27 protein-coding genes and 1 tRNA gene are annotated in these 22,591 nt (G+C 64.2%); 13 read left to right on the top strand and 15 right to left on the bottom strand.

Annotated features, from left to right (window positions below; translation table 11 throughout):
• Window positions 1-61: 61 nt before the first annotated feature.
• Window positions 62-1,582: a PAS domain-containing sensor histidine kinase gene (locus JQ627_RS23730; RefSeq protein ID WP_212486518.1), complete on the bottom strand. Its 1,521-nt coding sequence runs from the start codon at window positions 1,580-1,582 to the stop codon at window positions 62-64.
• A 151-nt stretch (window positions 1,583-1,733) separates the two neighbouring features.
• Here JQ627_RS23730 and JQ627_RS23735 point away from each other — a divergent pair, with 151 nt between their 5' ends.
• The 3 genes from JQ627_RS23735 to JQ627_RS23745 are packed head-to-tail and all read left to right on the top strand — an operon-like array spanning window position 1,734 to window position 4,406.
• Complete coding sequence (locus JQ627_RS23735) at window positions 1,734-2,291, top strand: GbsR/MarR family transcriptional regulator (RefSeq protein ID WP_212486519.1); 558 nt, start codon at window positions 1,734-1,736, stop codon at window positions 2,289-2,291.
• Between the two features lie 16 nt (window positions 2,292-2,307).
• Complete coding sequence (locus JQ627_RS23740) at window positions 2,308-2,973, top strand: DUF4166 domain-containing protein (protein ID WP_212486520.1); 666 nt, start codon at window positions 2,308-2,310, stop codon at window positions 2,971-2,973.
• Window positions 2,970-4,406 (top strand): TIGR01777 family oxidoreductase, encoded by a 1,437-nt coding sequence (locus tag JQ627_RS23745; protein WP_212486521.1) that lies wholly within the window; start codon window positions 2,970-2,972, stop codon window positions 4,404-4,406. The genes JQ627_RS23740 and JQ627_RS23745 overlap by 4 nt, the downstream gene beginning before the upstream one ends.
• A gap of 4 nt (window positions 4,407-4,410) precedes the next feature.
• Here the strand turns inward: JQ627_RS23745 and JQ627_RS23750 are convergent, their stop codons facing one another.
• On the bottom strand, window positions 4,411-5,265 hold the full coding sequence (locus JQ627_RS23750) for a LysR family transcriptional regulator (RefSeq protein WP_212486522.1): 855 nt from the start codon (window positions 5,263-5,265) through the stop codon (window positions 4,411-4,413).
• Between the two features lie 113 nt (window positions 5,266-5,378).
• Here JQ627_RS23750 and JQ627_RS23755 point away from each other — a divergent pair, with 113 nt between their 5' ends.
• Window positions 5,379-5,801, top strand: a complete 423-nt coding sequence (locus tag JQ627_RS23755; RefSeq protein ID WP_212486523.1) for a 4-oxalocrotonate tautomerase family protein — start codon at window positions 5,379-5,381, stop codon at window positions 5,799-5,801.
• A gap of 44 nt (window positions 5,802-5,845) precedes the next feature.
• On the opposite strand, the gene JQ627_RS23760 is transcribed toward JQ627_RS23755, so the two are convergent.
• Both JQ627_RS23760 and lipB read right to left on the bottom strand, forming a co-directional pair.
• Window positions 5,846-6,559, bottom strand: coding sequence for a DNA helicase (locus tag JQ627_RS23760; protein WP_212486548.1), 714 nt, complete (start codon window positions 6,557-6,559; stop codon window positions 5,846-5,848).
• Between the two features lie 198 nt (window positions 6,560-6,757).
• Window positions 6,758-7,495 (bottom strand): lipoyl(octanoyl) transferase LipB, encoded by a 738-nt coding sequence (lipB, locus tag JQ627_RS23765; protein ID WP_212486524.1) that lies wholly within the window; start codon window positions 7,493-7,495, stop codon window positions 6,758-6,760.
• Between the two features lie 82 nt (window positions 7,496-7,577).
• On the opposite strand from lipB, the gene JQ627_RS23770 reads away from it, so the two are divergent.
• Both JQ627_RS23770 and JQ627_RS23775 read left to right on the top strand, forming a co-directional pair.
• Window positions 7,578-7,820 (top strand): FliM/FliN family flagellar motor switch protein, encoded by a 243-nt coding sequence (locus tag JQ627_RS23770; protein WP_035714832.1) that lies wholly within the window; start codon window positions 7,578-7,580, stop codon window positions 7,818-7,820.
• Between the two features lie 160 nt (window positions 7,821-7,980).
• Window positions 7,981-8,065, top strand: a tRNA-Leu gene (locus JQ627_RS23775).
• 153 nt (window positions 8,066-8,218) lie between these two features.
• On the opposite strand, the gene JQ627_RS23780 is transcribed toward JQ627_RS23775, so the two are convergent.
• Both JQ627_RS23780 and JQ627_RS23785 read right to left on the bottom strand, forming a co-directional pair.
• Window positions 8,219-8,542 (bottom strand): putative quinol monooxygenase, encoded by a 324-nt coding sequence (locus JQ627_RS23780; protein WP_212486525.1) that lies wholly within the window; start codon window positions 8,540-8,542, stop codon window positions 8,219-8,221.
• Between the two features lie 61 nt (window positions 8,543-8,603).
• Window positions 8,604-8,969, bottom strand: coding sequence for a hypothetical protein (locus JQ627_RS23785; RefSeq protein WP_212486526.1), 366 nt, complete (start codon window positions 8,967-8,969; stop codon window positions 8,604-8,606).
• A 156-nt stretch (window positions 8,970-9,125) separates the two neighbouring features.
• Here JQ627_RS23785 and JQ627_RS23790 point away from each other — a divergent pair, with 156 nt between their 5' ends.
• Window positions 9,126-9,962, top strand: a complete 837-nt coding sequence (locus JQ627_RS23790; protein ID WP_212486527.1) for a helix-turn-helix domain-containing protein — start codon at window positions 9,126-9,128, stop codon at window positions 9,960-9,962.
• 283 nt (window positions 9,963-10,245) lie between these two features.
• Window positions 10,246-10,623 (top strand): nuclear transport factor 2 family protein, encoded by a 378-nt coding sequence (locus JQ627_RS23795; protein WP_212486528.1) that lies wholly within the window; start codon window positions 10,246-10,248, stop codon window positions 10,621-10,623.
• A gap of 13 nt (window positions 10,624-10,636) precedes the next feature.
• Here JQ627_RS23795 and JQ627_RS23800 read toward each other — a convergent pair whose 3' ends face one another.
• From JQ627_RS23800 to JQ627_RS23820, 5 genes are all read right to left on the bottom strand, one after another.
• The gene (locus JQ627_RS23800) at window positions 10,637-11,458 is read right to left on the bottom strand and encodes a DUF2182 domain-containing protein (protein ID WP_212486529.1); all 822 of its coding nucleotides are present in this window, start codon (window positions 11,456-11,458) and stop codon (window positions 10,637-10,639) included.
• A gap of 49 nt (window positions 11,459-11,507) precedes the next feature.
• Complete coding sequence (locus tag JQ627_RS23805; protein WP_212486530.1) at window positions 11,508-12,137, bottom strand: DUF1326 domain-containing protein; 630 nt, start codon at window positions 12,135-12,137, stop codon at window positions 11,508-11,510.
• A 222-nt stretch (window positions 12,138-12,359) separates the two neighbouring features.
• The gene (locus JQ627_RS23810) at window positions 12,360-12,545 is read right to left on the bottom strand and encodes a hypothetical protein (protein ID WP_212486549.1); all 186 of its coding nucleotides are present in this window, start codon (window positions 12,543-12,545) and stop codon (window positions 12,360-12,362) included.
• Window positions 12,542-13,762 (bottom strand): zinc metallochaperone GTPase ZigA, encoded by a 1,221-nt coding sequence (gene zigA / locus JQ627_RS23815; protein WP_212486531.1) that lies wholly within the window; start codon window positions 13,760-13,762, stop codon window positions 12,542-12,544. The genes JQ627_RS23810 and zigA overlap by 4 nt, the downstream gene beginning before the upstream one ends.
• A gap of 225 nt (window positions 13,763-13,987) precedes the next feature.
• Window positions 13,988-14,245 (bottom strand): hypothetical protein, encoded by a 258-nt coding sequence (locus tag JQ627_RS23820; RefSeq protein ID WP_174770120.1) that lies wholly within the window; start codon window positions 14,243-14,245, stop codon window positions 13,988-13,990.
• A 215-nt stretch (window positions 14,246-14,460) separates the two neighbouring features.
• Here JQ627_RS23820 and JQ627_RS23825 point away from each other — a divergent pair, with 215 nt between their 5' ends.
• Entirely contained in the window at window positions 14,461-14,835 is a 375-nt protein-coding gene (locus tag JQ627_RS23825) for a hypothetical protein (RefSeq protein WP_212486532.1), read from the top strand.
• Window positions 14,836-14,838: 3 nt separating this feature from the next.
• On the opposite strand, the gene JQ627_RS23830 is transcribed toward JQ627_RS23825, so the two are convergent.
• Both JQ627_RS23830 and JQ627_RS23835 read right to left on the bottom strand, forming a co-directional pair.
• The gene (locus tag JQ627_RS23830; protein ID WP_212486533.1) at window positions 14,839-16,137 is read right to left on the bottom strand and encodes a polysaccharide deacetylase family protein; all 1,299 of its coding nucleotides are present in this window, start codon (window positions 16,135-16,137) and stop codon (window positions 14,839-14,841) included.
• 161 nt (window positions 16,138-16,298) lie between these two features.
• Complete coding sequence (locus JQ627_RS23835) at window positions 16,299-17,105, bottom strand: polysaccharide deacetylase family protein (RefSeq protein WP_212486534.1); 807 nt, start codon at window positions 17,103-17,105, stop codon at window positions 16,299-16,301.
• A gap of 82 nt (window positions 17,106-17,187) precedes the next feature.
• Here JQ627_RS23835 and mgtE point away from each other — a divergent pair, with 82 nt between their 5' ends.
• From mgtE to JQ627_RS23855, 4 genes are all read left to right on the top strand, one after another.
• Window positions 17,188-18,609: a magnesium transporter gene (gene mgtE / locus JQ627_RS23840; protein WP_212486535.1), complete on the top strand. Its 1,422-nt coding sequence runs from the start codon at window positions 17,188-17,190 to the stop codon at window positions 18,607-18,609.
• A gap of 196 nt (window positions 18,610-18,805) precedes the next feature.
• A complete protein-coding gene (locus tag JQ627_RS23845; protein WP_212486536.1) occupies window positions 18,806-19,108 on the top strand; it encodes a DNA-binding transcriptional regulator in 303 nt (100 codons plus the stop codon).
• A gap of 135 nt (window positions 19,109-19,243) precedes the next feature.
• On the top strand, window positions 19,244-20,062 hold the full coding sequence (locus JQ627_RS23850) for an aldo/keto reductase (RefSeq protein ID WP_212486537.1): 819 nt from the start codon (window positions 19,244-19,246) through the stop codon (window positions 20,060-20,062).
• Between the two features lie 49 nt (window positions 20,063-20,111).
• On the top strand, window positions 20,112-21,095 hold the full coding sequence (locus JQ627_RS23855) for a hypothetical protein (protein WP_212486538.1): 984 nt from the start codon (window positions 20,112-20,114) through the stop codon (window positions 21,093-21,095).
• Between the two features lie 94 nt (window positions 21,096-21,189).
• Here the strand turns inward: JQ627_RS23855 and JQ627_RS23860 are convergent, their stop codons facing one another.
• Together JQ627_RS23860 and JQ627_RS23865 are read right to left on the bottom strand one after the other, a co-directional pair.
• Window positions 21,190-21,381, bottom strand: coding sequence for a hypothetical protein (locus JQ627_RS23860; protein ID WP_212486539.1), 192 nt, complete (start codon window positions 21,379-21,381; stop codon window positions 21,190-21,192).
• Window positions 21,382-21,410: 29 nt separating this feature from the next.
• The gene (locus JQ627_RS23865) at window positions 21,411-21,848 is read right to left on the bottom strand and encodes a hypothetical protein (RefSeq protein ID WP_212486540.1); all 438 of its coding nucleotides are present in this window, start codon (window positions 21,846-21,848) and stop codon (window positions 21,411-21,413) included.
• Window positions 21,849-22,591: the final 743 nt, after the last annotated feature.

Below are 22,591 nucleotides of genomic sequence, written 5' to 3' on the forward strand. Positions count from 1 at the left end.
TCCCGGGCATCCACGTTCTTCGTACGACGTGAGGGCGGGGTGAGGCGAAGAGACCATCGCCTCACCTTGGCAGCTTCGAGATCGCCTCGCTCAGCTCGTGGATCTCGTAGGGCTTGCGCAGGATCGGGAAGTCGCCGCGGACGTCGGCGGCGGCTTCGCTGTAGCCGGTGGCGAGCAGGATCGGCAGGCCAGGGCGGACCTGGCGCAGATGATGGGCAAGACCGAGCCCGTCCATCTTGCCGGGCATGACGATGTCCGAGAATACGAAGTCGACGCCGTTCTTCTCGAGCTCTAGCAGTGCGGATTCGGCGTCTGCGACCCGGCGCACGCGATAGCCGAGCTGCTCCAGAAGGCCGATGCTGACGATCGCGACATCAGGATTGTCTTCGACCAGCAACACCGTGCCGCTGCCGAGAACCGGCGTCGTCGGAGCGGTCTCGCTCGGAGCGGCCGCGGTTTCGCGCGGCAGCAGAATGGTGAAGGTGGTGCCCTTGCCGAGCTCGCTTGCGACCTTGACCGTGCCGCCCGCCTGGTGCGCAAAGCCGTGCACCTGCGACAGGCCGAGACCTGTACCCTTGCCGACCGCTTTCGTCGTGAAGAACGGCTCGAAGATCTTGTCGACGACGTCGGAGGGGATGCCAAGCCCGGTATCGGCGACGGTGATGGCGATGTGCTCGCCGCTGTGGAGCGGATCGTCCAGGACGACGTTGCGTGCGCCGACGGTCACCGTGCCGCCGTCGGGCATGGCATCGCGAGCGTTGATGACGAGATTGAGCAGCGCCGTCTCGAGCTCGGAGACGTCGGCCTTGACCGACCAGACCGCGCGGTCGATGTCGAAGGCGAGACGAACCACGCTCCCGACGCCGGCCTGAAGCACTTCGCGGATCGCCTCGATGCGCTCGCCGAAGCGGATCGCCTGGGGATTGACGCTCTGTCGCCGCGCGAAGGTCAGGAGCTGGCTGGTCAGTGCGGCGCCGCGCTTGGTTGCCGTCTCGATCGCGGACATCGCGCGCTGAAGCCTGGCCTCGTCGTCATCACCTTTCTTCAGTATGTGAAGGCTGCCGCTGATGATCATCAGGAGGTTGTTGAAGTCGTGCGCGACGCCGCCGGTGAGCTGTCCGAGCGCATCGAACTTCTGCGATTCCGCAAGCTGCCTCTGCATCGCCTCGAGCTTGAGCTGCGCGTTGCGCCGCTCGGTGATGTCGCGGGTGATCTTGGCGAAACCGACCAGGGTGCCGCTCTCGTAGATCGGATCGATGATGACGCTCGCCCAGAAGAACGTGCCATCCTTGCGGACGCGCCAGCCTTCCTCCTCGTAGCGGCCGTGGTCCCGCGCGATGCCGAGGGCACGCGCGGGCTTGCCGTTGGCGCGGTCGGTCTCGGTGTAGAAGCGCGAGAAATGCTGGCCGAGGATCTCTTGGGGCGCATAGCCTTTGATCCGCTCGCCGCCGATATTCCAGCTCGTGATGATCCCGGTGGGATCGAGCATGTAGAGCGCGTAGTCCGCGACGCCCTCCACCAACAGCCGAAAGCTGCGCTCGCTTTCGAACAAGTCTCTCTGCTGACTGGACTTTGTCGCCATTCTCAACCCGCCTGGAACCGGGGCAAACGTCCAGACGGGCGTTTGGTTCCCGTTCTCTGGGGCGTTTTTAGGCAAATACGACGGACGGTATGCAGCGCGCCAGCCGACGAGCGCTCTTGACAGTCAGCCGCATTCGTCAGATATTTCTGTCATGACAGAAATAACCGGAAAGAAGAAACTTCCCGCCGCCGTCGAGCGCTTCATCCTGCATTGGGGCGACATGGGGGACGGGTGGGGCGTCAATCGCTCGGTCAGCCAGATCCACGGGCTGCTCTATCTGGCCGAAGCGCCGATGACGGCCGAGGACATCGCCGACACGCTCGGCATGGCGCGCTCCAACGTCTCCAATTCGCTGAAGGAGCTGCTCGCCTGGAACCTGATCCGGCGCGTCCCGATCCTCGGCGACCGCCGTGATCATTACGAGGCCGAGACCGACATCTGGGAGGTCGCCGCGAGAATTGCGGCGCGGCGCAAGGAGCGGGAGCTCGACCCGGCAATCACAGCGCTGCGGGCCTGCGTGTCCGATGCTGCCGACGACCCGACCATCAATCCGGTGGCCAGCAAACGGCTGAAGGAGATGCTCGCCTTCACCGAGCTCGCCGACCACTGGTTCATGCAGATGCTGAAGGTGCCGCGGCCGCGGCTGGTCGCCTTGATGCGGCTCGGCGAGAAGATCGCCAACCTGTTGCCGCTGGGCAAGGCCAAATAGCGTTGAGGAGGGTGCGATGACGTCGGCTCGATTATCAGGCTCCAACGCATCTCTTCCCGCTCACACTAAACTGCTCGACGACCGCCGCTTCCGCGCGCTGCTCTCGGACGAGGATTGGGGCCGCCTGCCGCTCGCGACCTGGCGGCGCTTTTCAAAACGCGTCGCCGATGGAGACAGTGTCGTCTATGTCGGAATCGTCGACGAGGTCGGCTTCAGCGACATTGGCTGGTGGTTCGCGCAGGTCGCTCGCCTGATCGGCGGCCCGCTGCCGACCGGCCGCGACACCGGTGTGCCGATGATCGTGACTGTTACCGAGGACGGCGCTACCGGCGGCCAGACCTGGACCCGCATCTGCGCGCGCAAGCGGGGCTTTCCGCAAGTGATTCATTCCGCAAAGCGCTTCGCCGGCCCGACCGGGCTCGAGGAGTATGTCGGCTTCGGCGTCTCGATGGCGCTCCGCATCGCGGTCGAAGGCGAGACGCTGACTTTTCGCAGCGCTGCTTACGGCCTGCAGCTCGGCCGCCTCTGGATCCCGCTGCCGCAATGGCTCACGCCGGGCGATCTCACGGTGAGGCACAGCGATCTCGGCGAGGGCGCTTTCCGTTTCACTCTCGACGTCATTCATCCGCGTTACGGCGCGCTGATCCACCAGTCCGCCGTGTTCAGGGAGGCCGTGTCATGACGCAGCTCATGTGGACGCTCATCGCCATCCAGATCGTGATGGGCGCGTTCGACACCTTCTATCACCACGAATTCACCGAGCGGCTGGCCTGGCGTCCGTCGCAGCGTTTCGAGCTGAAGCTGCACGGCATCCGCAACATGCTCTATGCACTCCTGTTCCTTTTGCTCGGTTGGCTCGAAGTCCATGGCGTGCTGGCGCTTTTGATCATCGCGGTGCTGGTTGCCGAGATCGTCATCACGCTGATGGACTTCGTCGAGGAGGACCTGAGCCGGAAGCTGCCGCCGAGCGAGCGGATCAATCACACGCTGCTGGCGATCAATTACGGCGCCATCCTGGTGCTGCTGTTGCCCGTGCTGATCGATTGGGGGATGCAGCCGTTCGGCGTGACCGTGGTGTATCAGGGCTTGCTCAGCATCGCCGCGACCGCCTGCGCGGTTGGCGCTGCGCTGTGCGGTGTCAGGGATTTTGCCGCGATGCGCCGGCTCGGCCGGATGCGAAGCGTGCCCGCTCACGGGCTCGTCGAAAAGCTGCCCGGCCGCAAGACCGTGCTGATCACTGGCGCCACCGGCTTCATCGGCAGCCGGCTTGCGGCGAGCCTTGGTGAGGCAGGGCATCACGTCATCGCGCTGATCCGCAACCCCGCGAAGGCCGAGATGCTGTCGCCGCCGGTCACGCTGATCACGAGTCTTGATCAGCTCGCCGCGGACACGCAGATCGATGCCATCGTCAATCTCGCCGGCGAGCCGATCGGTAACGGCCTCTGGACCGAAGCAAAGCGCGCGAAGATCATCAACTCCCGCATCGACATGACCGGTGAGATCGTCAAGCTGGTCGCGCGGCTCGATCGCAAGCCCGAGGTGCTCGTCAGCGGCTCCGCGATCGGCTGGTACGGTCTGTGGGCCGACCAGGTGCTGACGGAATCGGCGAAGTCGCATGCCTGCTTCAGCCACGAGCTGTGCGCGGCCTGGGAAAAGGCGGCGCGCCCCGTGGAGGAGCTTGGCGTGCGCGTGGTTTACTTGCGCATCGGCCTCGTGCTTGGCACCGAAGGCGGCTTCATCACGCGCATGCTGACGCCGTTCGAGTTCGGGCTCGGCGGCCCGCTCGGCACCGGGCGGCAGTGGATGTCGTGGATCGAACGGGACGATCTGATCCGGCTGATCGCCTATGTGATGGCAACGCCCGATCTCGCCGGCCCCGTCAACGCCACCGCGCCGATTCCCGTCACCAACGCGAAGTTCACCGAAGAGCTCGGCCGCCGTCTGCGTCGGCCCGCGGTGTTCCGCATCCCCGGTGGCCTGTTGCGCCGGATCGGCGGCGGCTTTGCCGACGAGCTCCTGCTCGGTGGTCAGCGGGTGCTGCCGAACAAGGCGCTGAGCCGCGGTTTTGTGTTCAGGCACGAGACGCTGCGCAGCGCGTTCGAGGCGATCTTGTGAGACTTCAGGGGGCGGCTACACTTCGAAACGTTGCCGCCACGGCACGCAGCGCTGCAAGCTTCGCGGGATCGCTGACCTTCGAATGAAGCATCACCTTCGAGCTGCCGAGCTTCGGCAGCTTGTGTGCTGGCCCGATGTCGATGAGGCCTGCCGGCGCAATCCGCCGCGCCAGCGGCGCGATTGCAAGCCCGGCAAGTGCGGCCGCAACCACTGCCGTGACACCGCCGCCGACAAAACGTTCACGCCAGGCGATGCCGGCCTTGTCGAGCGTGCGCACGGCGACGGCACGGACGCCGCAGGGTGGGGCGAGTGTTGCGAGCGGCAGCGGCTCACCCTTCAGCAAGGTATGGCGTCGTGATGCGAACCAGCCGAACTCGTCCTCGGTCAGCTTTTCGCCGCCCCGGCGGCTGCCTTCCTGGCGCACGATCACGGCGTCAAGCCCGCCCGCATCATAGGCATCCTGCATCTCGCGCGAGAATCCGATGGTGACGGCGAGGGTGAGGCTTGAGGACATCGCGTGCAGCCGTTCGAGCAGCGGCACCAGCTCCGGGCCTGCGGCGTGGTCGGAGATGCCGAGCGAGAGCGACTGCGCGGCTGAAATCTCGCCCGACAGCGCGCGGTCATGCGCCTCCATCAGCGCGCGGGCGCGATCGAGGAAGCTTGCGCCGTCGGCGGTGAGCCGGACCGCGCGCGGCGAGCGCTCGACGAGGCGTTTGCCCAGCAGCGTCTCCAGCCGCTGAAGCTTCAGGCTGACCGCGGCCTGCGTCGTGCCGAGCGCTTCGGCCGCGCGTGTAAAGCTCTGGAGGTCGGCGACCAGCAGGAAGGCCTGGATGGTGGCGATGTCGAGTGTAGCTGTCATTATGATTGGTTATCACTGGTATCAATAGAGATAAGATACCAAAATGACGAGGGGAGGTCTAGCTTCTCACCAACGCCGCGCAAGACCTGCGCAGCATCTTGAGGAGAACCACCATGCCGCTGATCACCGTGTCCTACACCACCTCCCGCCAGTCGCCGTCGCTGAAGGCCGAGATCGCGAATGCCGTGTCCGAGCTCACCGCAAAAATCCTGCACAAGGATCCCAAGGTGACCGCCATCATCGTGAAATCGGTCGACGCAGGCGACTGGTTCGCCGGCGGCAAGTCGCTCGCCGAGCAGAAGCTTGCCAGCTACTGGATCGACATCCATGTCAGCGAAGGCACCAACACCAAGGACGAGAAGGCGACCTATCTCGCCGCGATGTTCAAGCGCATGGCCGAGATTTTGGGCCCGCTGCATCCCGAGACGTATCTGCACGTCGATGAGGTCAAGGGCGATGCCTACGGTTTTGGCGGCCTGACCCAGGAGCGGCGTTACATCGCCGGCAAGCTCGAGGTTGCGTTGCAGGCGGCGTGAGGTCGCAAGCCGCGGGTGAAGAATCTCACCCGCGGCCTGTTGCACTAGCTCGCCGCCCGGAACTGAACCTCGGAATTATTCAGGAAGCACGTCTTGTCGAAGAGTTTCAGGTCCAGCGGGTTCGGCAACCTGACATCGCTGAGATCAGGGCAGGGCTTGATCGTTGGGTCATAGGATCGGTCGATCTGCGAGATGAAGACGACGATCAGCCCCTTGTCGCGTGCGAACGATTTCAATGCGCGCACCTGAACAGCGAGATCAGGATTTTCCCGCCTCTGGTCGAGCAATTGCAGATAGTCGATCACCACGACCGTGCCGCGCGGCGCCGGCGCCATCTGCTTGACGACGTAGTCGGCGCTGATCGTGTCAGAGCAGTCGACCTCGAACAGTTTGTCGAACTGTGCCGGGTCCACGCCAATCGCCTGCAAGCGGTCCAGGACATCTTTCTCGGTATATTCGAGCGAGAAGAATGCAGCGCGATGGCCCGACTTCATGGCCTCCACGGCGAGTTCGAGGCTCATCAGGGTCTTGCCCTGACCGGGGCGCGCGCCCACCAGCACCAGATCACCCGGCCGGAATTGCGGGAACAGGCGATTGGCGGGCGTCAGTGCGGCGGCCTTTGCCGCGAGCATGCTCCAGGCGGAAAACCCTTCCGTCGCAGCGATGCGGTCAAGCGCGTCGTGGAGTGGAATGCCTTCCCCGCGCGACAGGCGCTTGGCTCGTCGCTTCAGATGATGGATCGGCGCAGAGAGCCTCATCGTCAAAACCTCCCATTGCGAGCAGAAACCGCAATCCCTCCTTATGCCTGGCGCTCGAACAGTCGGTCCGATGATCTCATCGCCCGGCATGATGTCTGCTTTCCCGGCGGAGGGGGGAGGCGTGGGCGGCGCCGGAAGCAAGCGTAGCCGATTCCGCGACTGCAGAGAACGCGGGCGGTGTGCGTCCAACAGGAAAAGCTAGACGGCCGCTTCCGCCACCAGCGCCCGGGTGGGCCCGAACAGCTCCTCGAACGCCTTGCGCAGCGCGACGTCGACATCGGCCATGGTCACGAGCTGGCCGAGATCGACCAGCGAGGTGACGCCGTAGCGAGGATCGGCGACGCCGCAGGGCACGATCCCGGCGAAATGCGACAGCTCCGGCTCGACATTGATGGCGATGCCGTGGAACGAGACCCAGCGCTTCAGGCGGACGCCGATCGCGGCGATCTTGTCTTCGTGCTCGGGCCCCTTGTCGGGCCGCTTCACCCAGACGCCGACCCGGTCCTCGCGCCGCTCGCCGCGGACATTGAAGGCGGCGAGCGTCCGCAGGATCAATTCCTCCAGGCTCGCGACATAGGCCCGGACGTCCGGCCGGCGCCGCTTGAGGTCGAGCATGACATAGGCCACCCGCTGGCCGGGCCCGTGATAGGTGAGCTGCCCGCCGCGCCCGGTGGCAAAGGTCGGAAATCGCGGGTCGAGCAGGTCGGTTTCCTTGCCTGAGGTGCCGGAGGTGTAGAGCGGGGGGTGCTCGAGCAGCCAGACCAGCTCGGGCGCCTCGCCGGCGGCAATCTGAGCGACTCGCGCCTCCATGGCAGCCACGGCGTCCAGATAGGGCACCGGCGCGTCCGAGATTCGCCACTCCACGGGCTCGCCGGTGGAGGCGGAAAACGACGTCAAATCGAGGTCTTGGCGGGGGTTTTGAGGTGAATTAACCATTGGCTAACCATAACGTGGTGATCATCTGGGGAGCAAATGCCAAGTCCTTTGGCTTAAGTCCCAAGTTGCGGCGGTCCTGACAGTGCCCACTCTCGATAAAGTCACCGTGGATCTCATGGTCGTCCTCGGGACGACCACCATGCCGATCCATCAAGTATTACGTCTTTCCCGCGGCGCCATCATCGAACTGGACGCAACCGAGGCCGACGAGGTCAAGGTTCTCGCCAACAACCTGCCGGTCGCCTCCGGCGTCGTGCTGGTCGATCGCAACCGGATCGCGGTCGAGGTCAAGCAGATGCTGCCGCGCACGGCGGGCACCCGGTAGGGCTAACGACCTGATAGGACCGATCTCCTGGGGAGGGCCGCGATTTTCCTGCCAAGCTTGTGGAATTCAGGGCTTTTGCAGGCTTGTATCCCCCTAATGGATTTGTTAGATCGGCGCCGCTGATCCGGCCGGCCTCAAAACCTCAAGCCGGCATCCCTTAGCGCTCGTGGCGGAACTGGTAGACGCGCTGCCTTGAGGTGGCAGTGGGTAACACCGTGGGGGTTCGAGTCCCTCCGAGCGCACCAAGGTATCTAACCAATTGAAATCTAAGTATTGTTTTCCGGTGGCTTGAGGGCCGCCCTTTTCCGGCGCGAGTTGCGCCAGCGAGCCCGCTGGAAAGTTGAGGCGGAACGCCGAAGTCGGGGTACCAGGTGGTCCCCGGGCGGCGCGTAACGCCGTCAATCGGCACTCAGACTTCGGACACGGTCGCTCCGCAGCGGCTCCCACATCTCGATGTCGCGGTCGCGTGCGAGCAGGGCGGGAAGCGCCTCATGCCAGGCGTCTCGATAGGATCGCTTGATCTGAACGTTCACGACCTCGTCATGGCTCTCCCAAGTCTCGTAGAGCATGAAGCGATTTTCGGACACGGGATCGCGATGCAGGACCGCCTGATGAAACGTCGGCTCGTGTCTCATCGCGTCGAGCACCGCCCCGAGCAGTCGCAGAAAATTCGTGCGCTGCTCGGGCACCACGTCAAACTTGATGACATAGGTGACCGGCATTGTGCTTCTCCTCGGCATATGTTCGGCGGCGATTGCCGGCGTCCTCACGGCGGTCCGTCTCTCAGGCTGGAAAGAACTGGTAGTCGGCGACGATTTTTCCGTTGTCGTCGACGACGAGGAATTCGAGCCCGCGAGCCAGAACGGAATCTCCGTTGCCAGGAAGCATTTCCCAATGAAAGACCACGGTGTCGTGCACCCGGCGTGCATCGCCGGCCGCGCGAAACCGGTTGCCATTGTCCCTGACGTTCTTCTCGTGGGATTCGCGCACCCGTTGCTCGAGGGCTTCCCGACCTTCGACCTTGCGATCACCGACATAGTGCCGTCCCTCCCGGCCCCACAGTTCCGCGATCCGGCGCTTGCGCCTCACCGTATCGGTCTCGTTCCAGACGGCGACGTAACGGTCGGCCAAACTGCTTGGGCTCTCCATGATGATCTCCTCCGCATGATCGGTCTTGCCCGGGAAGAGTGCTTCACGCGACCGCGCTCGGTCGATAACCTCACAGGTCAAAACACACTGACGTGCGGCGCGAATTTGACCTCGGAGGTCATGGTATGGCGACCGCGGCGATTGGTAAGCTGAGGCATGTCCGGCCGCGCAGTCGAATTTGGCGTATTGCTACGGAGGTGGCGGGTCAGCCGGGGGCTGTCGCAGACGGCGCTTGCGCTGGCCGCAAATAGCTCGACCCGGCATCTGTCTTACCTCGAGACGGGTCGTTCGCGTCCGAGCAGGGAGATGGTGCAGCGCCTGGCTGAACAGTTGAACCTGCCGCTGCGGGATCAAAACGTGCTTCTGCTCGCCGCGGGCTTTTCGCCTGCCTTCGCCGAGAGGTCTCTCGAGGAGATGTCATCTGCCAAATCCGCGATGGAGCAGATCCTCCGGGTCCATCTTCCGTATCCGGCGTATGTGCTGGACCGACACTGGAACGTCGTCCTGTCGAACGCGGCGCTGCCGCAGCTTTACGAGGGGTGTTCTCCGGAGCTGCTTCGCAGTCCGGTCAACGCCGTGCGCCTCATCCTGCATCCCGATGGGATGGGACCGCGCATCGAAAACTTCGTCGAGTGGCGCGCCCACACCGTCACGGTGCTGAAGCAGCAGATCGAGGCACGGGCGGATCCCGTCATCCAGGCTCTGCTGACCGAAGTGTCGTCCTACCCGGCTCCCAAGGGGACCGTGGCGCTCGCATCGAGCGATGGTCCTCAGCGATATGTCTCGCCGCTTCGCGTTCAAACCCGGTTCGGCAGAGTCTCGTTCCTGAACACCACGACCGTCTTCGGCGCACCCGCAGATGTCACGCTGTCGGAGCTTGCTCTCGAAATGCTGTTTCCGGCCGACGACGCCACGATCGCCATCGTGAACGACATGGTCGAGGAGACCAGATTGCCGGATGCGGGCAATCCGCTCGCCTCCAGGGCTGGCTGACCTATTCGATCTGGCTCATGTGCGAGGTCCGGTTACCTCGTTAGCCGGAGCGGCGAGCTCTCGTGCTGAAAGAACAATTTGACTTTCGAGGTTATCGACACTCTCCGACGCAGCGCGCACCCTGACGCCGAAATGAAGAGCCAGCTATGGACGACGCACGGGGAGCCCGAGGGAGAAGAGAATGAACAGGCGGAATGTTTTGATCGCATCGGCGTTGACCGTGCTAGGGCGCCTTTCGTCAGGCGCGCTCGCAGCCGAGCGCGCGGGTGATGGGAAAAGCAAAATGGTCGGCGTCAACAACATCGTGGTGCAGTATCTGGCGGCCTGGAACGAGCAGGACGCGAAGAAGCGGCGCGATCTCGTCGCTGCGACGTGGACCGAGGACGGCACCTATGTCGACAGAGTTCGTGACGGACGCGGACACGACTCCATCGACGGCATGATCGCGAAGGCCCAGGGGCAGTTTCCCGGCTACCGGCTCAATCTCGCGAGCGGTATCGAAGCGCATCATGACTATGTCCGCTTCTCCTGGGTCGCGGGCGCCACTGCGGATGCACCCCTCTACATCAAAGGCACCGACTTCGCCTTCATTGCCGACGATGGCCGCTTCAAGTCCGTCGTCGGCTTTGTCGACGCGGCTCCGGCGCCCGCGACGCGATAGTTACGCTTGCTCATCACTGCGGCGAGGGCACCAGCAGCCAGACGCCAGCGGCCGCACACGCAATGCCGGCGGCGCGCGCGATCCATCGTCCGACCGGCGTAAGTTTCTCCAACAGGACGAGCAGGGCCAAAAGCGCAATCCAAAGCACGTTCATCACCCCGCCGACGAACAAGAGCGCCATCAAGACCCAGCAGCAGCCGACACAATAGCCACCGTGCCGGAGCCCCAGCAGCAGGCAGCCTCGCAGGTCGTCGCGAAAGCCGCCGTGGCGCATCAGGAACAGAAATGGCGACTGGCATTGGGCGAGACAGACGTCCTTGAGCGGTGTCCACTGATAGACTCCCGCCGCGATCAGCACGATCGCACTGAGCAGATTGCTGGCGATCGTCATCCGGGAATCCAGCAGGACTGCCCGCTCGATCGCCCATTGGAGTAGGGTTGCTGCTAGCGAAAAGCCGCCCCAGGCGAGGAGATAACCTGCCGCAAACCAGCCGGTCGCAGCGAACGGCTTGCCCTGCGCTTTCCCCTGTCGACCCACGCGGGCGTACATGAGGATCATCGGCGCTGCCGAGGGGGCCATCATTCCGACCATCATCACCACCCACATCAGCAACACATACGCGAACTCGATTGCTCGCCATGGCTCGCTCGCCGGCAACATGATTCCGATTCCGGCCGGGATCATGCGGAACCCGGTCATGTCCATGCCGCCCATGTCCATGTCCTCGGCGAGCCAGAGCACATAGGCCCATGCCAGCGCGACGATGATCCCGATCGCGCCGCCGACGATCCAGCGATCGCGCCGCAGCACGGTTTCCAGCGGGCCGTCGGTCATTTGCGATAAGTGTTGCCGGTCTTCTCGCAAGGCCGGATCAGGAGTTGCATCACGCCTGGTTCGACCAGCGGATGGGCGCATAGAGGCCGTTCTTGCCGGAATTGTCCCAGCGCATGCCATGATCGCTGAACGTATTGCCGGCGGCGCCGACCGCCATCACCATCCCGTCAGGGCTGACCGGATGGCCGATGTTGGCCCACATTTCCCCGCTCGGATGCATGGTCGGCAACGGGTCGACGGACATGTGCAGAATATCCGGGATTTCCGCGGACCGCGTCTTGCCCTCGATGCGGAATGTGATCGGGACCTTGCGAACGCCCAGGTTCTTGCTGATCAGCGGTGTGAACGCGGCCATCGGACCACCGGCGGCGCCGGTGAAGATCGCAGCTAGAGCCTCGGTCTGCTCATCGTTGGCGCGCTGGTCGATGTAGGCGGCTACCGACCAATCTCCGTCTGCCATGATCCCCGGCGCGTGGAGGATCACCAGGACATTCAGTCCATCGAGCTCGATGTTGCCATAACGGCCGCTCTCGACGTGGAAGATCAGCGGTACGTTGCAGAAGCCCTCGGTCGGTCGCGCGGTCAGCGGGGGAGCCGCCGACACGAGGCAGGGACACACGATGCTGCAACTGCAATTCTCGAAGTAGTCACCGGAAAGGTGCCATGGGACATCCGCCATCGCTGTCTCCCGCTTGGCCGAACCCGCTAGATTACTTTCGAATGAGCTACGTGGAGTTGAAAGTTACGCTGCGTGGCGAAGTCCCGCAAGCTATTGTGAGGCTCGGTCAACTTACTGGAAAGGCACCTCTCAGCCGGAGATGCACCTAAACGCTCTGCCCATTTCCGCAAGCCATTGAAATTTCAATAAATGCGACCGCCCTCCGACGCGCCACCTTCATCCTCACCGTTGTTTTGGTTGACTTTCGGCGACCGCCTCGGGCGGCGCAGTTTGGCCTGAGCGATCATCCGCTTCCCCGCCGCACACGGTAATCGGCGGGAATATGCTGTCGTAGATCGCGCGCGCCTCGCGGATCAGGCGCTCCCGCTCGAGCTCTGATTTCGGCACGAATCGAACGACGTTATTCATTGGCTTTCCGCCTGGGCGGCTTCGTCCGCGCGGCGCCAGACCGGAAACGGGTCTGCGAGCTTCGCCCATTCCGCGACGTTCATGGCGGGCTTGCCGGGCACGAGGCATGCGTCCAGGCGAGCGCGGAGCGAGCCTTCGTCCATGCCGGTGCCGATGAACACGATTTCCTGGCGCCGATCGCCGTAGATCTCGTTCCAGTTCTTACGCAACCGCTTCCGCCAGAACGGATCATCAGGCCATCGTTCCGCCGGTACGCTCGCCCACCACGCACCAAGGGCCTGCGTGCGCGTGATCGAACCGGCCTGACTGATCTCGCCAAGCCAATGTGGGCGTGTCGCCAGCCAGAAATGTCCCTTGGCGCGAATGACGCCGGGCCAGGCCTCCTTGATGAACATGTCGAACTTGGCGGGATCGAACGGCCGGCGCGCGCGATAGACGAAGTTCGTTACGCCGTATTCTTCGGTCTCCGGCACATGATCGGCAAAGCCGTAGAGTTCTTTGAACCAGAGCGGATGCGCTTGCGCTTTTTCGAAGTCGAATTTTCCGGTGTCGAGAATGCGATCGAAGGCGACCCGGCCGTGGTTTGCTTCGATCAGGTCCGCGTCCGGATTGAGCGCGCGGATGATCTTCCGCGCCGCCTCGCGCTGCTCAGGTCGGGCGTCGTCGACCTTGTTGAGAACGATCACGTCGGCAAATTCGATCTGCTCGACGAGGAGATCGACCAGCGTGCGCTTGTCGTTTGTCAGCGCTTCGCCACGTTGCTCCAGAAAATCCGTCGACGAATAATCCCCAAGCAGGTTCACGGCGTCGACCACGGTGACCATGGTGTCGAGACGCGCCACGTCAGAGAGGCTTTCGCCGTCCTCGGATCTGAAATCGAAGGTCGCCGCGACCGGCAGCGGTTCCGAGATGCCGGTGGATTCGATCAGGAGATAATCGAAGCGGCCATTTTCTGCGAGGGCGCGCACCTCCTTCAGGAGGTCGTCTCGCAGTGTGCAGCAGATGCAGCCGTTCGTCATCTCGACGAGCTTCTCGTCAGTCCGGGACAGGTTCGCACCGCCATCGCGAACCAGATCCGCATCGATGTTCACCTCGCTCATGTCGTTGACAATCACCGCGACCTTCAGGCCGTGCCGGTTGTTCAGGACGTGGTTCAGCAAAGTGGTCTTTCCAGCCCCGAGGAAGCCGGACAAGACGGTGACGGGGAGTTTTTGCATGGAGATCGAAGAGCCTTTTCAAGGGGATAGGGCGGTGACGCTTGGGGAGGGGCATTGGGGCCGGATATGTAATGTTATAACATAACATACATTGGCGGCGCCGACGTCAAGTCGTTTCGCGGCTCAGCTGAAATTCACGCGAACATTGAGGTGGATGATCGTTGCAGCGATCGGCCGCCGCTCAGCTCCAGGCAGCAGCGCGCGCGAAGGACCGGCGCGGGCCCCTCAGCCGTATTCGTCGCCGATCCCGTATTCCCGGTAGATCTCGAGCGGGTCCGTGTCCGGAAACAGGCGGCATTTGGCCTGGGCGAGATGCAGGCTCACCGCCGACGGCTCCTTGCCGTTCGCCAGCATCTTGCGGATGTCGTCCATATGCGCGCTCGGCTGGTGCTTTGGTTCGAGCTGCTCCAGCGCGACGAGCGCGGTCGCCAGGGCCTCGGTCAGAACCCAGTCGTCGTGGCCCGTGATTCCCTTCTTCGGCATCGGCAGACCCCACATGCGGTGGCTGTGCCAATGTACCGTAGCTTCCGGCGAATCTCCATCGCGCAGCTGGCAACCTCGCGTTTACGTGGAACACGCAGGCCCCGGTACTCTCGCTTGCATTATGAACGCCCGTGGCTAAAAGGCGGCCGGCGATCGTATCTTTGTCGAAATAAAGATGACGTAGACGGATCGCACCGCTCAGGGCTGGAGCCAGCATGGTCTTTCTTAGCTTCGTCTACCGCTTCGTGACGAACTTCGCCTTCATGGCGATGGTCTATTTCAGCCTGAATTTCATGGAGAAATACCAGAACCGGGCGATCCTCGCGATCCTGGTGCTGGTCTATGCCGGCATGCGTGCGGCCTCGACGCTGCGCGCGTTCTATTTCTTCCAGAAGATCGAGAAGCTGGAGGCGGAGACCAAGCGCCTGCAGGCTCCGATCAATGACGGTTCGGGCGGAACGAACGCGCGCAAGCAGGTCGTGGCCGACGTAGCCCGGCTGCGCCGCGACGGCGAGCTCAAGTCCTATATGGACCTGTTCTTCCTGGCGCTGATCGTCCTGCTCTGCGTCGCCAACATCATGCGGCAGTAGTGCTTACTGCGGGCGCTTCTTCAGGCTGGCGACGCGGGTCGGATGCGGTGCGCCGCTCGTCGGTGTAGCGCTCTTGGGTGCAACGCTCTTGGGTGCAACGCCCTTCGCCTGCGCGGCGTGTTTCGGTACGCCGTGCGCAGCATGCGCGGCGCGAGGGGCGTGTGATTTGCCGGCCTTGTTCCTGGCTGCACGAGGCGTCTCGGCCGCCATCGCCAGCCGCGTCGCGGCGCGCCGCGACAAGGTCGTGGACAGCAGCACCTCGACCGAGCCCTCGGGGATCGCGAACAGGTCACGGCCGGGCACGGGCAGGGTGGATGCGACATTCGCCAGCGCCTTGGTCTTATGCGGCAGCAGCGGCTGATGCTCGGTCTGCGCATTGAGGTCGGCAAGCGAGGGCGCCGGCAGCGTTTGGGTCTGCGCGAATACGAAGTTCGGCGCGGCCGGCCAGCGTGCGATCGGCACGGTCTCGGTCGGCGGATGCAGCAGCCATTCGACCGGTGTGGTCGGCGTCGCCGGCCGGTCGGCCGTCGCGGGCACCACATGCACGATGCGATAGCCGCGCGCCTTGAGGTCGCGGATGATCCTCGGCAGCGCCGCCACCGTGCGGGCCTGGATGTCGTGCAGCAGCAGGATGCCCTTGCCCTTGGCCTCCAGCCGCTGGATCGCGAGCTGATAGACGCGGTCGGACGACACATGGCGCCAGTCGTCGGCCGGGAAGTCGGCGCTCCAGACCTGGATGCCGCGCGAGATCAGGAGGTTTTCGACGCCTTCGGCGCGCATCAGGCCGGGAATGCGGAAGAACGGCGCGAGCTTGGACGGATCGGTCATCGCGGCCGAGGTCCACGCGATGCCGCCGTTGATCTCGGCCTCGGCCTTCTCGATCGGCATCCGGTCGAACGTCAGCGGATGGTTCATGCTGTGCGTGCCGACGGTGTGGCCCGCCGCCACCAGCTTGCGCACGCCCTCCGGATTCGCCTTGGCCTGGCCGCCGATGATGAAGAAGGTCGCCTTGATGCACTCGTCGTCGAGCATCTTGAGGATCTGGTTGGAATATTTCGGCAGCGGACCGTCGTCGAAGGTCAGGACGACCTCATGGTCCTTCAACGGCAGCGTCTCGCGGTACTGCATGGTGCCGATGCGCGGATGCTCGCGCGGATCGACCACGAGGGTGCGGGAGGTCCCGAGCGCGTCCGGATGGCCGGGACAGTCCGCCGCAAGGGCCGCCGGTGAACCGACGACCAATAGTCCCAGATAGAGGACGATCCACGATCGCGTCCGAAAACCAACGCTACTTCCGATCATGAACCTCGTCTGCCCCCTTGCGTGATTGCCGCCTTAATTGGTCGGAGGCGCCCAGAAACGGTTCAGGCGCAATACCACCTGCATCTTTGCATGGCGTAGCATGAACAGACTGTTAATAGGGCCCAAATCACCCCATTTTGCAACGGCGTGACATTACGGCATCAATGCGCATCGGCGCTCTTCTGTGACGTGCCCGCCGGCACGACGTGAACGACGCGATAGCCGTTGTCCCGGAGGTACCGCAGGAAGGCCGGCATGATCGCGGCCGTGCGTGCCTTGGGGTCGTGGAAGAGGATGATGCCCTTGCCGGCGGCGGCGAGGCGCTCGGTGACGAGCTTCAATTCCTGCTCCGGCGTGATCTCGTTCCAGTCGCTGGCCCAGAGGTCGGCTCCGAACACGACGATGCCGCGCGACTGCAGCAGGTCGAGCTGCGCTGGCGTCCCCTCGAAATAGGGGAAACGGAAGAACGGCGTCGAGGGCGTCGTCGTCGACACGCCTTTGAGCGCCATCTCGTCGGCTGCGATGCCGCGGTCGATCTCGCTCTTCGCCTTCTCGAACGGGATCCGCGCCATGAACGGGTGCGACCAGGTGTGGTGGCCGATGGTGTGGCCCTCACGCGCGATGCGCTTGACCATGTCAGGATGTTCCGAGGCGTGCAGGCCGATCAGGAAGAAGGTCGCGCGCACGCACTCCTGCGCCAGCGCTGCCAGCACCTTCGACGTCGTCGGCGGATGCGGACCATCGTCGAAGGTCAGCACGACCTCGTGATCGGCGAGCGGCAGCGTCTGCGAAAAGCTCTTCAGGCCCACGCGTGGCGTGGTCCTGGCATCGACGCTCAGAACGCGCGAGGTGCCGAGTGCGTCCTTGCGCGGGCAGTCCGCGGCCTCCGTCGCGGCGATGCCGGTGAGGGCCGCGAAGACCGCGCCCACCGAGATCGACGTCCATTTCAGCCGAAACATCTTTGCCATTGCGCTCGCAGTTCGCTTGTGGGTATTGCCTGACCGTCAGCTCAGACCGCTCGTTCCAACCTGTCAAACGGCGAGGCGCGCCATGGATGAACATATGGACGGTGCCTCATCCGCCGAGGCCTCGGTACTCGACCACGTTCCGATGCGCAATGAAGACGGCGAAATTCGTCACGAATTCGTCGAGGAGATTGCCCATGCGATCGAGGCCGGCGACAGTGCCGCGCTGCGCGCCTGCGTTGCCGAGCTGCACGAGGCCGATCTCGGCGATCTGATCGGAGCTCTCGAGCCGGACCATCGCGTTCGCCTGGTCGAGCTGACCGGGCGCGACTTCGACTTCTCGGCGCTGAACGAACTCGACGAGGGCGTGCGCGAGGAGATCCTCGAGGAGCTGCCGCCGGAGACCGTTGCGGAAGGCGTCCGCGAGCTCGAATCCGACGACGCGGTCGAGCTGCTGGAAACCCTCGACGAGGCGGAGCAGGAAGAAATCCTCGAGAAGCTGCCTTTGCAGGAGCGCGTCGCGCTCGAGCGCAGCCTGCTTTATCCCGAAAATTCCGCCGGCCGGCGGATGCAGACCGAATTCATCGCCGTGCCGCAGGATTTCACCGTCGGGCAGGCGATCGACTACATGCGCGAGACGCCGGATCTGCCCGAGCGCTTCTACGAGATCTACGTCGTCGACAAGGACCAGCACTGGCAGGGCGCGGTCTCGCTCGACGTCCTGCTCCGCGCCCGCCGCCCGGTGGCGCTGGCCGAGCTGACCGACGAGGACCGCCGCCGCGTTTCCGTCCTGGAGGACCAGGAGGAGGTGGCGCGCATGTTCGGCAAGTACAATCTCGTCGCAGCACCGGTGCTCGACACCCAGGATCGCCTGGTCGGCGTCATCACCGTCGACGACGTCGTGGACGTGATCGAGGAGGAGGCGGACGAAGACCTCAAGGCGCTCGGCGGCGTCAACAGCGACGAAGAACTCTCCGACACCGTGTTCACCATTGCGCGCGCGCGGTTCAACTGGCTGCTGGTCAATCTCGCCACCGCCTTCCTCGCATCCTCCGTGCTCGGCCTGTTCGAGGGCCAGCTCGAGAAGATGGTCGCGCTCGCAGTGCTGGCGCCGATCGTGGCAAGCCAGGGCGGCAATGCCGCGACCCAGACCATGACGGTCGCGGTGCGCGCGCTTGCGACGCGCGAGCTCGGCTCTTCCAACGCCTGGCGCGTGGTGATGCGCGAAGGCCTGGTCGGGCTCGTCAACGGCCTCGCCTTCGCCGTGATCACGGGCATCGCGGCGGTGGCCTGGTTCAAGATCCCGGGCCTCGGCATCGTCATCGGGCTTGCGATCATCTGCAACCTCGTCGCCGGCGCGCTCGGCGGCATCCTGATCCCGATGGCGCTCGAACGTGTCAGGGCCGATCCGGCCGTGGCCTCCGGCACGTTCGTCACGACAGTGACCGATGTGGTCGGCTTCTTCTCCTTCCTCGGCATCGCGACGCTGTGGTTCGGGTTGAGGTAGCGGGAGGTGCTGCGCCATCTCCTCGTCATTGCGAGCGCAGCGAAGCAATCCAGAATCCCTCCGCGCCGGCAGTCTGGATTGCTTCGTCGCAAGAGCTCCTCGCAATGATGGGGTGGGCAGCGGGGCGGGGACCCCATCATCTTTAATCCGAACTTAAGCGACCTGGCGCATCATCGCTCCGCTTGGAGAAACGGACATGCGGTTGCGGCTGAAGGCGGACGGACGGGTCGTCGAGTTGCGGGACGGGCAGGAGTTTCCGGTCCAGCCGGTCCAGCCGACGGCGAATGCCCCTGGCGATGCCGGCTCGCTCGCCGTGCGCGATCTGCGCCGCCGCGCCTGCCTCACCCAGATGGAGTTCGCCGCCAAGCTCGGCGTTCCCGTCGAGACCATCCGCAACTGGGAGCAGGGCAAGCGTGCCCCGCGGGGACCCGCCCGCGCGCTGCTCGCGGTGATCGCGCATGCGCCCGACACCGTGTTCCAGGCGCTTGCCAAAGCCTGACTTCAAAGGCCAGGCGCGAACCTCCCGTTAGCATTGCCCTGTATATCCGGCCCGGCGGCCTGTGGCGTCCGTTGGCACCATGCCGGGCCGGGTCCATAATGACGCCTGACGCGACCGCAACAGAGAGGATTCCTCATGCTGTTCGTCGAGGCCAGTGGCGCAAGGATACCGGCGATCGGGCTCGGGACCTGGGAGCTGAGCGGGCGCACCTGCGCGCGCGTGGTCGAGCAGGCGTTGCGGCTCGGCTATCGCCACATCGACACCGCGCAGGTCTACGAGAATGAGCGCGAGGTCGGCGACGGCTTGCGCTCCTCCGGCGTGCGCCGTGACGACATCTTCCTCACGACAAAGGTCTGGACCAACCATTTCGCGCCCCACGACCTCGAACGCTCGGTCAAGGAGAGCCTGGCGCGGATGCGGCTCCCGTCCGTCGATCTGCTGCTGTTGCACTGGCCCAATTCGCACGTGCCGCTGGAGGAGACGCTGGGTGCGCTGTCGCATGCCAGGCGCATGGGCCTGACCCGCCACATCGGCGTCTCCAATTTCACCGTGGCGCTGATCGAGCAGGCGGTGGCGCTCTCGCCGGAGCCGCTCGTCTGCAACCAGGTCGAATATCATCCCTATCTCGACCAGACGAAGGTGAGGGCGGCCTGCGACCAGCATGGCCTCGCGCTGGTCGCCTACAGCCCGATCGCCAGGGGCCGCATCAAGGCCGACCAGACGCTCGCCGGGCTCGGCCGCGCGCATCGCAAGACGCCGGCGCAAATCTGCCTGCGCTGGCTGGTGCAACAGAATGTTGCGGCGATCCCGCGCACCTCGCGCGTCGAGCGCCTGTCGGAAAACATCGATATTTTCGATTTCGAGCTCTCGGACGACGAGATGGCGCAGATCGCCGCGCTGGCCAGCCCCAAGGGCCGCCTGACCGATTTCGGCTTCGCGCCAAAATGGGATTGAGAGGGGGCTGCTGTATGCTAGGACCGGCGTGGCAACCCAAGATCGGTCGATGGAACTGCGGAAGATCATACGGACGGACATTGCAGCGTCGGTGGTCGCGCATCTGACGCTGGTGGCGCTGATCATCGTGATCAGCGAAGTCCGTCCGTTTCGCGCCGCGGCGCCCGAGACCGTCTCCGTCGATATCGTCACGCCGGAGCAGGTGAAGCAGGAAGAGGCCAAGGCCCAAGAGAACGCCGAGGAGCAGGCGAAGGAGAAACCGCCGGAGCCGCTGCCCGACCTGAAACTGCCGAAGCTGGATGTCACCGACAAGGACAAGGCGGAAGCCGCGCCGAAGCCTGCGGCCAAGCAGCCAGCCGCGGCGCCGTCACCGCAGGCCTCGCCCGAACCGCCGCAGAAACAGCCGCCGCCGCAACCCTCACAGGCACCGAAGCAGCAGGAGGCCAACGTGCAGCCGCAGCCTCAACAGCCGCTGCCGTCGCAACAGCCGGCGCCGCAACTCCAGCAACAACCGCCGCCCCAGGCGATGCAGCAGCCACCGCAGCAGTCGCCGCCACCAGCGATGCCGCAGCAGCAGGCCGCGCCGCCGCCGGCCTATCAGGCGCCGGAGCCTGACGTGACGGTCAAGTACGGCGTCATGCTGGGCCTGCCGCCGGAATTGCCGCCGGATCTGCCGAAAGACGCCCCCAAGGACGACGGCGGCGATGCCAAGGATTCAATCGCAGCCAAGCTGCCGCCCGAAGTCATAGCCGCGCTGCGTCGCCACCTGAAGAGCTGCGCCAAACTGCCGGCCGGGGTCAGCCCGACCGACAACGTCAACATCAAGCTGCGCACGGTGTTCGCCACCGACGGCACGCTGGCGCGCCCGCCGATCCTGATCGAAGCGCCGCCCTCCGCGAAGGGGGTGGCCATCGTGAAATCCGCGACGGCCGCGCTCGAGGCCTGCCAGCCCTACAAGATGCTGCCGGCCGACAAGTACGGGGAATGGAAGATCATGGACCTGCCGTTTAGCCCGCGGGATTTCGGCGGCTAGTTTGCTACCCAAGCTGCTTCGACAAGGCGTCGAATTGCGATGACAGTGCACTCAATTGCCCTCGCCACCATCGCGCTCAGGCGTTTGGCCGGTTTTAGGGCCGCCCGGTACGCGGCTTCAGCCATGCCATGATCACGCCAAACGGCGTCCGCCGGCTGCGTGGCAGGCTGTGTCTTTCGGTGGCGCTTCGTGCAAAGGCGCCCGCCTGTTCAGTGGACCGTCTCCGTTCAGGCGCAAGCGACATCCACTCGCGAATGACGGTGCGTCGTATCTTCGCTTTCAGCATGATCAGCTCTCCGAGGAGTTGTGGCGCGCTTACGCAGCTTGCTGGACGGGAAGGGCCTGCGAACGTCGCGCCAGAAGCACGCTGCCGCAGGGATGCTCGGCGCCTTGCAGGACGACGAAGCCGCGCTTCGTCACTGCGGCACGCAAAGCTTCCTTCGCTACCTCCTTCTGCGCGTCGAGCCAGATCACGAGCACGGCGCGGGGGCTGAGGAAATCATCGAGCCAATCCACGGTCGCATCGAGTGCGTGAAGCGTGCGCCGTCGCCAATCCACGAGCGCGACTTCATATTGACCGGCCGGGAGGCCGCAATTGCCTGCCGCCGCCGCCAGCAGATATCCGCGACGATGCAGCTCCATCATCAATTCCATGCTCTTCGCGCCGACCACGACGATGTGCTGCCGCGTCGAGCAGTTCGCGATGGCCATCATCGGATCGATGATCCTGTCGCTGACCCCTGAGTTCGACATCATTTCACCAGTTTGCTGCGCCGCGCGAGCTTGCGCGACGGAGCGGATATGGTGTCGGATGCCGTATGATTTCGAGATTGGCGCGATCGCGATCGCATAGGATCGGCATAGGACCGGCTTCGATTGCGCGCTCCCGGCAACTTATGCCGCGCTTATGAACAGACGATGTGCTCCCCATCGCATTCAAATGCCGACAGCGCCATTCTTGCGGTCCGCGCTTGCCATCGCGCCTTGCCTGGAGACAAAAATGTCGGCCTATCGTGCATTGATCGTGGGGCTACACGATCGTCCCATCAGAATGATCCACATGGATTGCATCGACGACGAAGCCGCGATCAGCTCCGCGGAGAGACTCGTCGACGGTCACGATGTGGAGCTCTGGCAGATGGATCGGCCTGTGGCCAGATTCGATTGCCGGTCCGGGACGATGCGCAGGAAGTAAGCCGGGACATCGCGGTGTGGGCTTCATTGCCTGAGCGTTTCCCCGCTGCCGAGTTGCTGTTTCGGTCGGGTGTCAATCCCTGCACGCTAGAATATTCTACTTTACCGAAATTCGGAAATGTCGTATGTGTCGCCCATCCCGGCTCATCCTTGAGGGGCGATCTTGTGTCGTCACGTTTCGCGAGCCGGGTTGCGGTGGACGCGGCAGCGTCGGGCGCGAAAGATTAGGGCAGGGCGGATTGCTCTCCGTGAGCCCAAGACTTCGTGCTGGATGAGCGGCGCTGTCAGGCTTCGTCTCGCCT

The sequence above is a fragment of the Bradyrhizobium liaoningense genome (assembly GCF_018130785.1).
Lineage (GTDB): Bacteria > Pseudomonadota > Alphaproteobacteria > Rhizobiales > Xanthobacteraceae > Bradyrhizobium > Bradyrhizobium liaoningense_A.

Excerpts from the sequence above, each read along its gene's own strand:
- JQ627_RS23850 (WP_212486537.1), top strand. The coding sequence starts at position 19,244 with ATGCTGTTCGTCGAGGCCAGTGGCGCAAGGATACCGGCGATCGGGCTC.
- JQ627_RS23750 (WP_212486522.1), bottom strand. The coding sequence starts at position 5,265 with ATGACAGCTACACTCGACATCGCCACCATCCAGGCCTTCCTGCTGGTC.
- JQ627_RS23830 (WP_212486533.1), bottom strand. The coding sequence starts at position 16,137 with ATGATCGGAAGTAGCGTTGGTTTTCGGACGCGATCGTGGATCGTCCTC.
- JQ627_RS23730 (WP_212486518.1), bottom strand. The coding sequence starts at position 1,582 with ATGGCGACAAAGTCCAGTCAGCAGAGAGACTTGTTCGAAAGCGAGCGC.
- mgtE (WP_212486535.1), top strand. The coding sequence starts at position 17,188 with ATGGATGAACATATGGACGGTGCCTCATCCGCCGAGGCCTCGGTACTC.
- JQ627_RS23805 (WP_212486530.1), bottom strand. The coding sequence starts at position 12,137 with ATGGCGGATGTCCCATGGCACCTTTCCGGTGACTACTTCGAGAATTGC.
- JQ627_RS23860 (WP_212486539.1), bottom strand. The coding sequence starts at position 21,381 with ATGCTGAAAGCGAAGATACGACGCACCGTCATTCGCGAGTGGATGTCG.
- JQ627_RS23845 (WP_212486536.1), top strand. The coding sequence starts at position 18,806 with ATGCGGTTGCGGCTGAAGGCGGACGGACGGGTCGTCGAGTTGCGGGAC.
- JQ627_RS23825 (WP_212486532.1), top strand. The coding sequence starts at position 14,461 with ATGGTCTTTCTTAGCTTCGTCTACCGCTTCGTGACGAACTTCGCCTTC.
- JQ627_RS23785 (WP_212486526.1), bottom strand. The coding sequence starts at position 8,969 with ATGGAGAGCCCAAGCAGTTTGGCCGACCGTTACGTCGCCGTCTGGAAC.
- JQ627_RS23735 (WP_212486519.1), top strand. The coding sequence starts at position 1,734 with ATGACAGAAATAACCGGAAAGAAGAAACTTCCCGCCGCCGTCGAGCGC.
- JQ627_RS23780 (WP_212486525.1), bottom strand. The coding sequence starts at position 8,542 with ATGCCGGTCACCTATGTCATCAAGTTTGACGTGGTGCCCGAGCAGCGC.
- JQ627_RS23800 (WP_212486529.1), bottom strand. The coding sequence starts at position 11,458 with ATGACCGACGGCCCGCTGGAAACCGTGCTGCGGCGCGATCGCTGGATC.
- JQ627_RS23835 (WP_212486534.1), bottom strand. The coding sequence starts at position 17,105 with ATGGCAAAGATGTTTCGGCTGAAATGGACGTCGATCTCGGTGGGCGCG.
- zigA (WP_212486531.1), bottom strand. The coding sequence starts at position 13,762 with ATGCAAAAACTCCCCGTCACCGTCTTGTCCGGCTTCCTCGGGGCTGGA.
- JQ627_RS23760 (WP_212486548.1), bottom strand. The coding sequence starts at position 6,559 with ATGAGGCTCTCTGCGCCGATCCATCATCTGAAGCGACGAGCCAAGCGC.
- lipB (WP_212486524.1), bottom strand. The coding sequence starts at position 7,495 with ATGGTTAATTCACCTCAAAACCCCCGCCAAGACCTCGATTTGACGTCG.
- JQ627_RS23740 (WP_212486520.1), top strand. The coding sequence starts at position 2,308 with ATGACGTCGGCTCGATTATCAGGCTCCAACGCATCTCTTCCCGCTCAC.
- JQ627_RS23820 (WP_174770120.1), bottom strand. The coding sequence starts at position 14,245 with ATGCCGAAGAAGGGAATCACGGGCCACGACGACTGGGTTCTGACCGAG.
- JQ627_RS23855 (WP_212486538.1), top strand. The coding sequence starts at position 20,112 with ATGGAACTGCGGAAGATCATACGGACGGACATTGCAGCGTCGGTGGTC.
- JQ627_RS23745 (WP_212486521.1), top strand. The coding sequence starts at position 2,970 with ATGACGCAGCTCATGTGGACGCTCATCGCCATCCAGATCGTGATGGGC.
- JQ627_RS23810 (WP_212486549.1), bottom strand. The coding sequence starts at position 12,545 with ATGAATAACGTCGTTCGATTCGTGCCGAAATCAGAGCTCGAGCGGGAG.
- JQ627_RS23755 (WP_212486523.1), top strand. The coding sequence starts at position 5,379 with ATGCCGCTGATCACCGTGTCCTACACCACCTCCCGCCAGTCGCCGTCG.
- JQ627_RS23795 (WP_212486528.1), top strand. The coding sequence starts at position 10,246 with ATGGTCGGCGTCAACAACATCGTGGTGCAGTATCTGGCGGCCTGGAAC.
- JQ627_RS23865 (WP_212486540.1), bottom strand. The coding sequence starts at position 21,848 with ATGTCGAACTCAGGGGTCAGCGACAGGATCATCGATCCGATGATGGCC.
- JQ627_RS23790 (WP_212486527.1), top strand. The coding sequence starts at position 9,126 with ATGTCCGGCCGCGCAGTCGAATTTGGCGTATTGCTACGGAGGTGGCGG.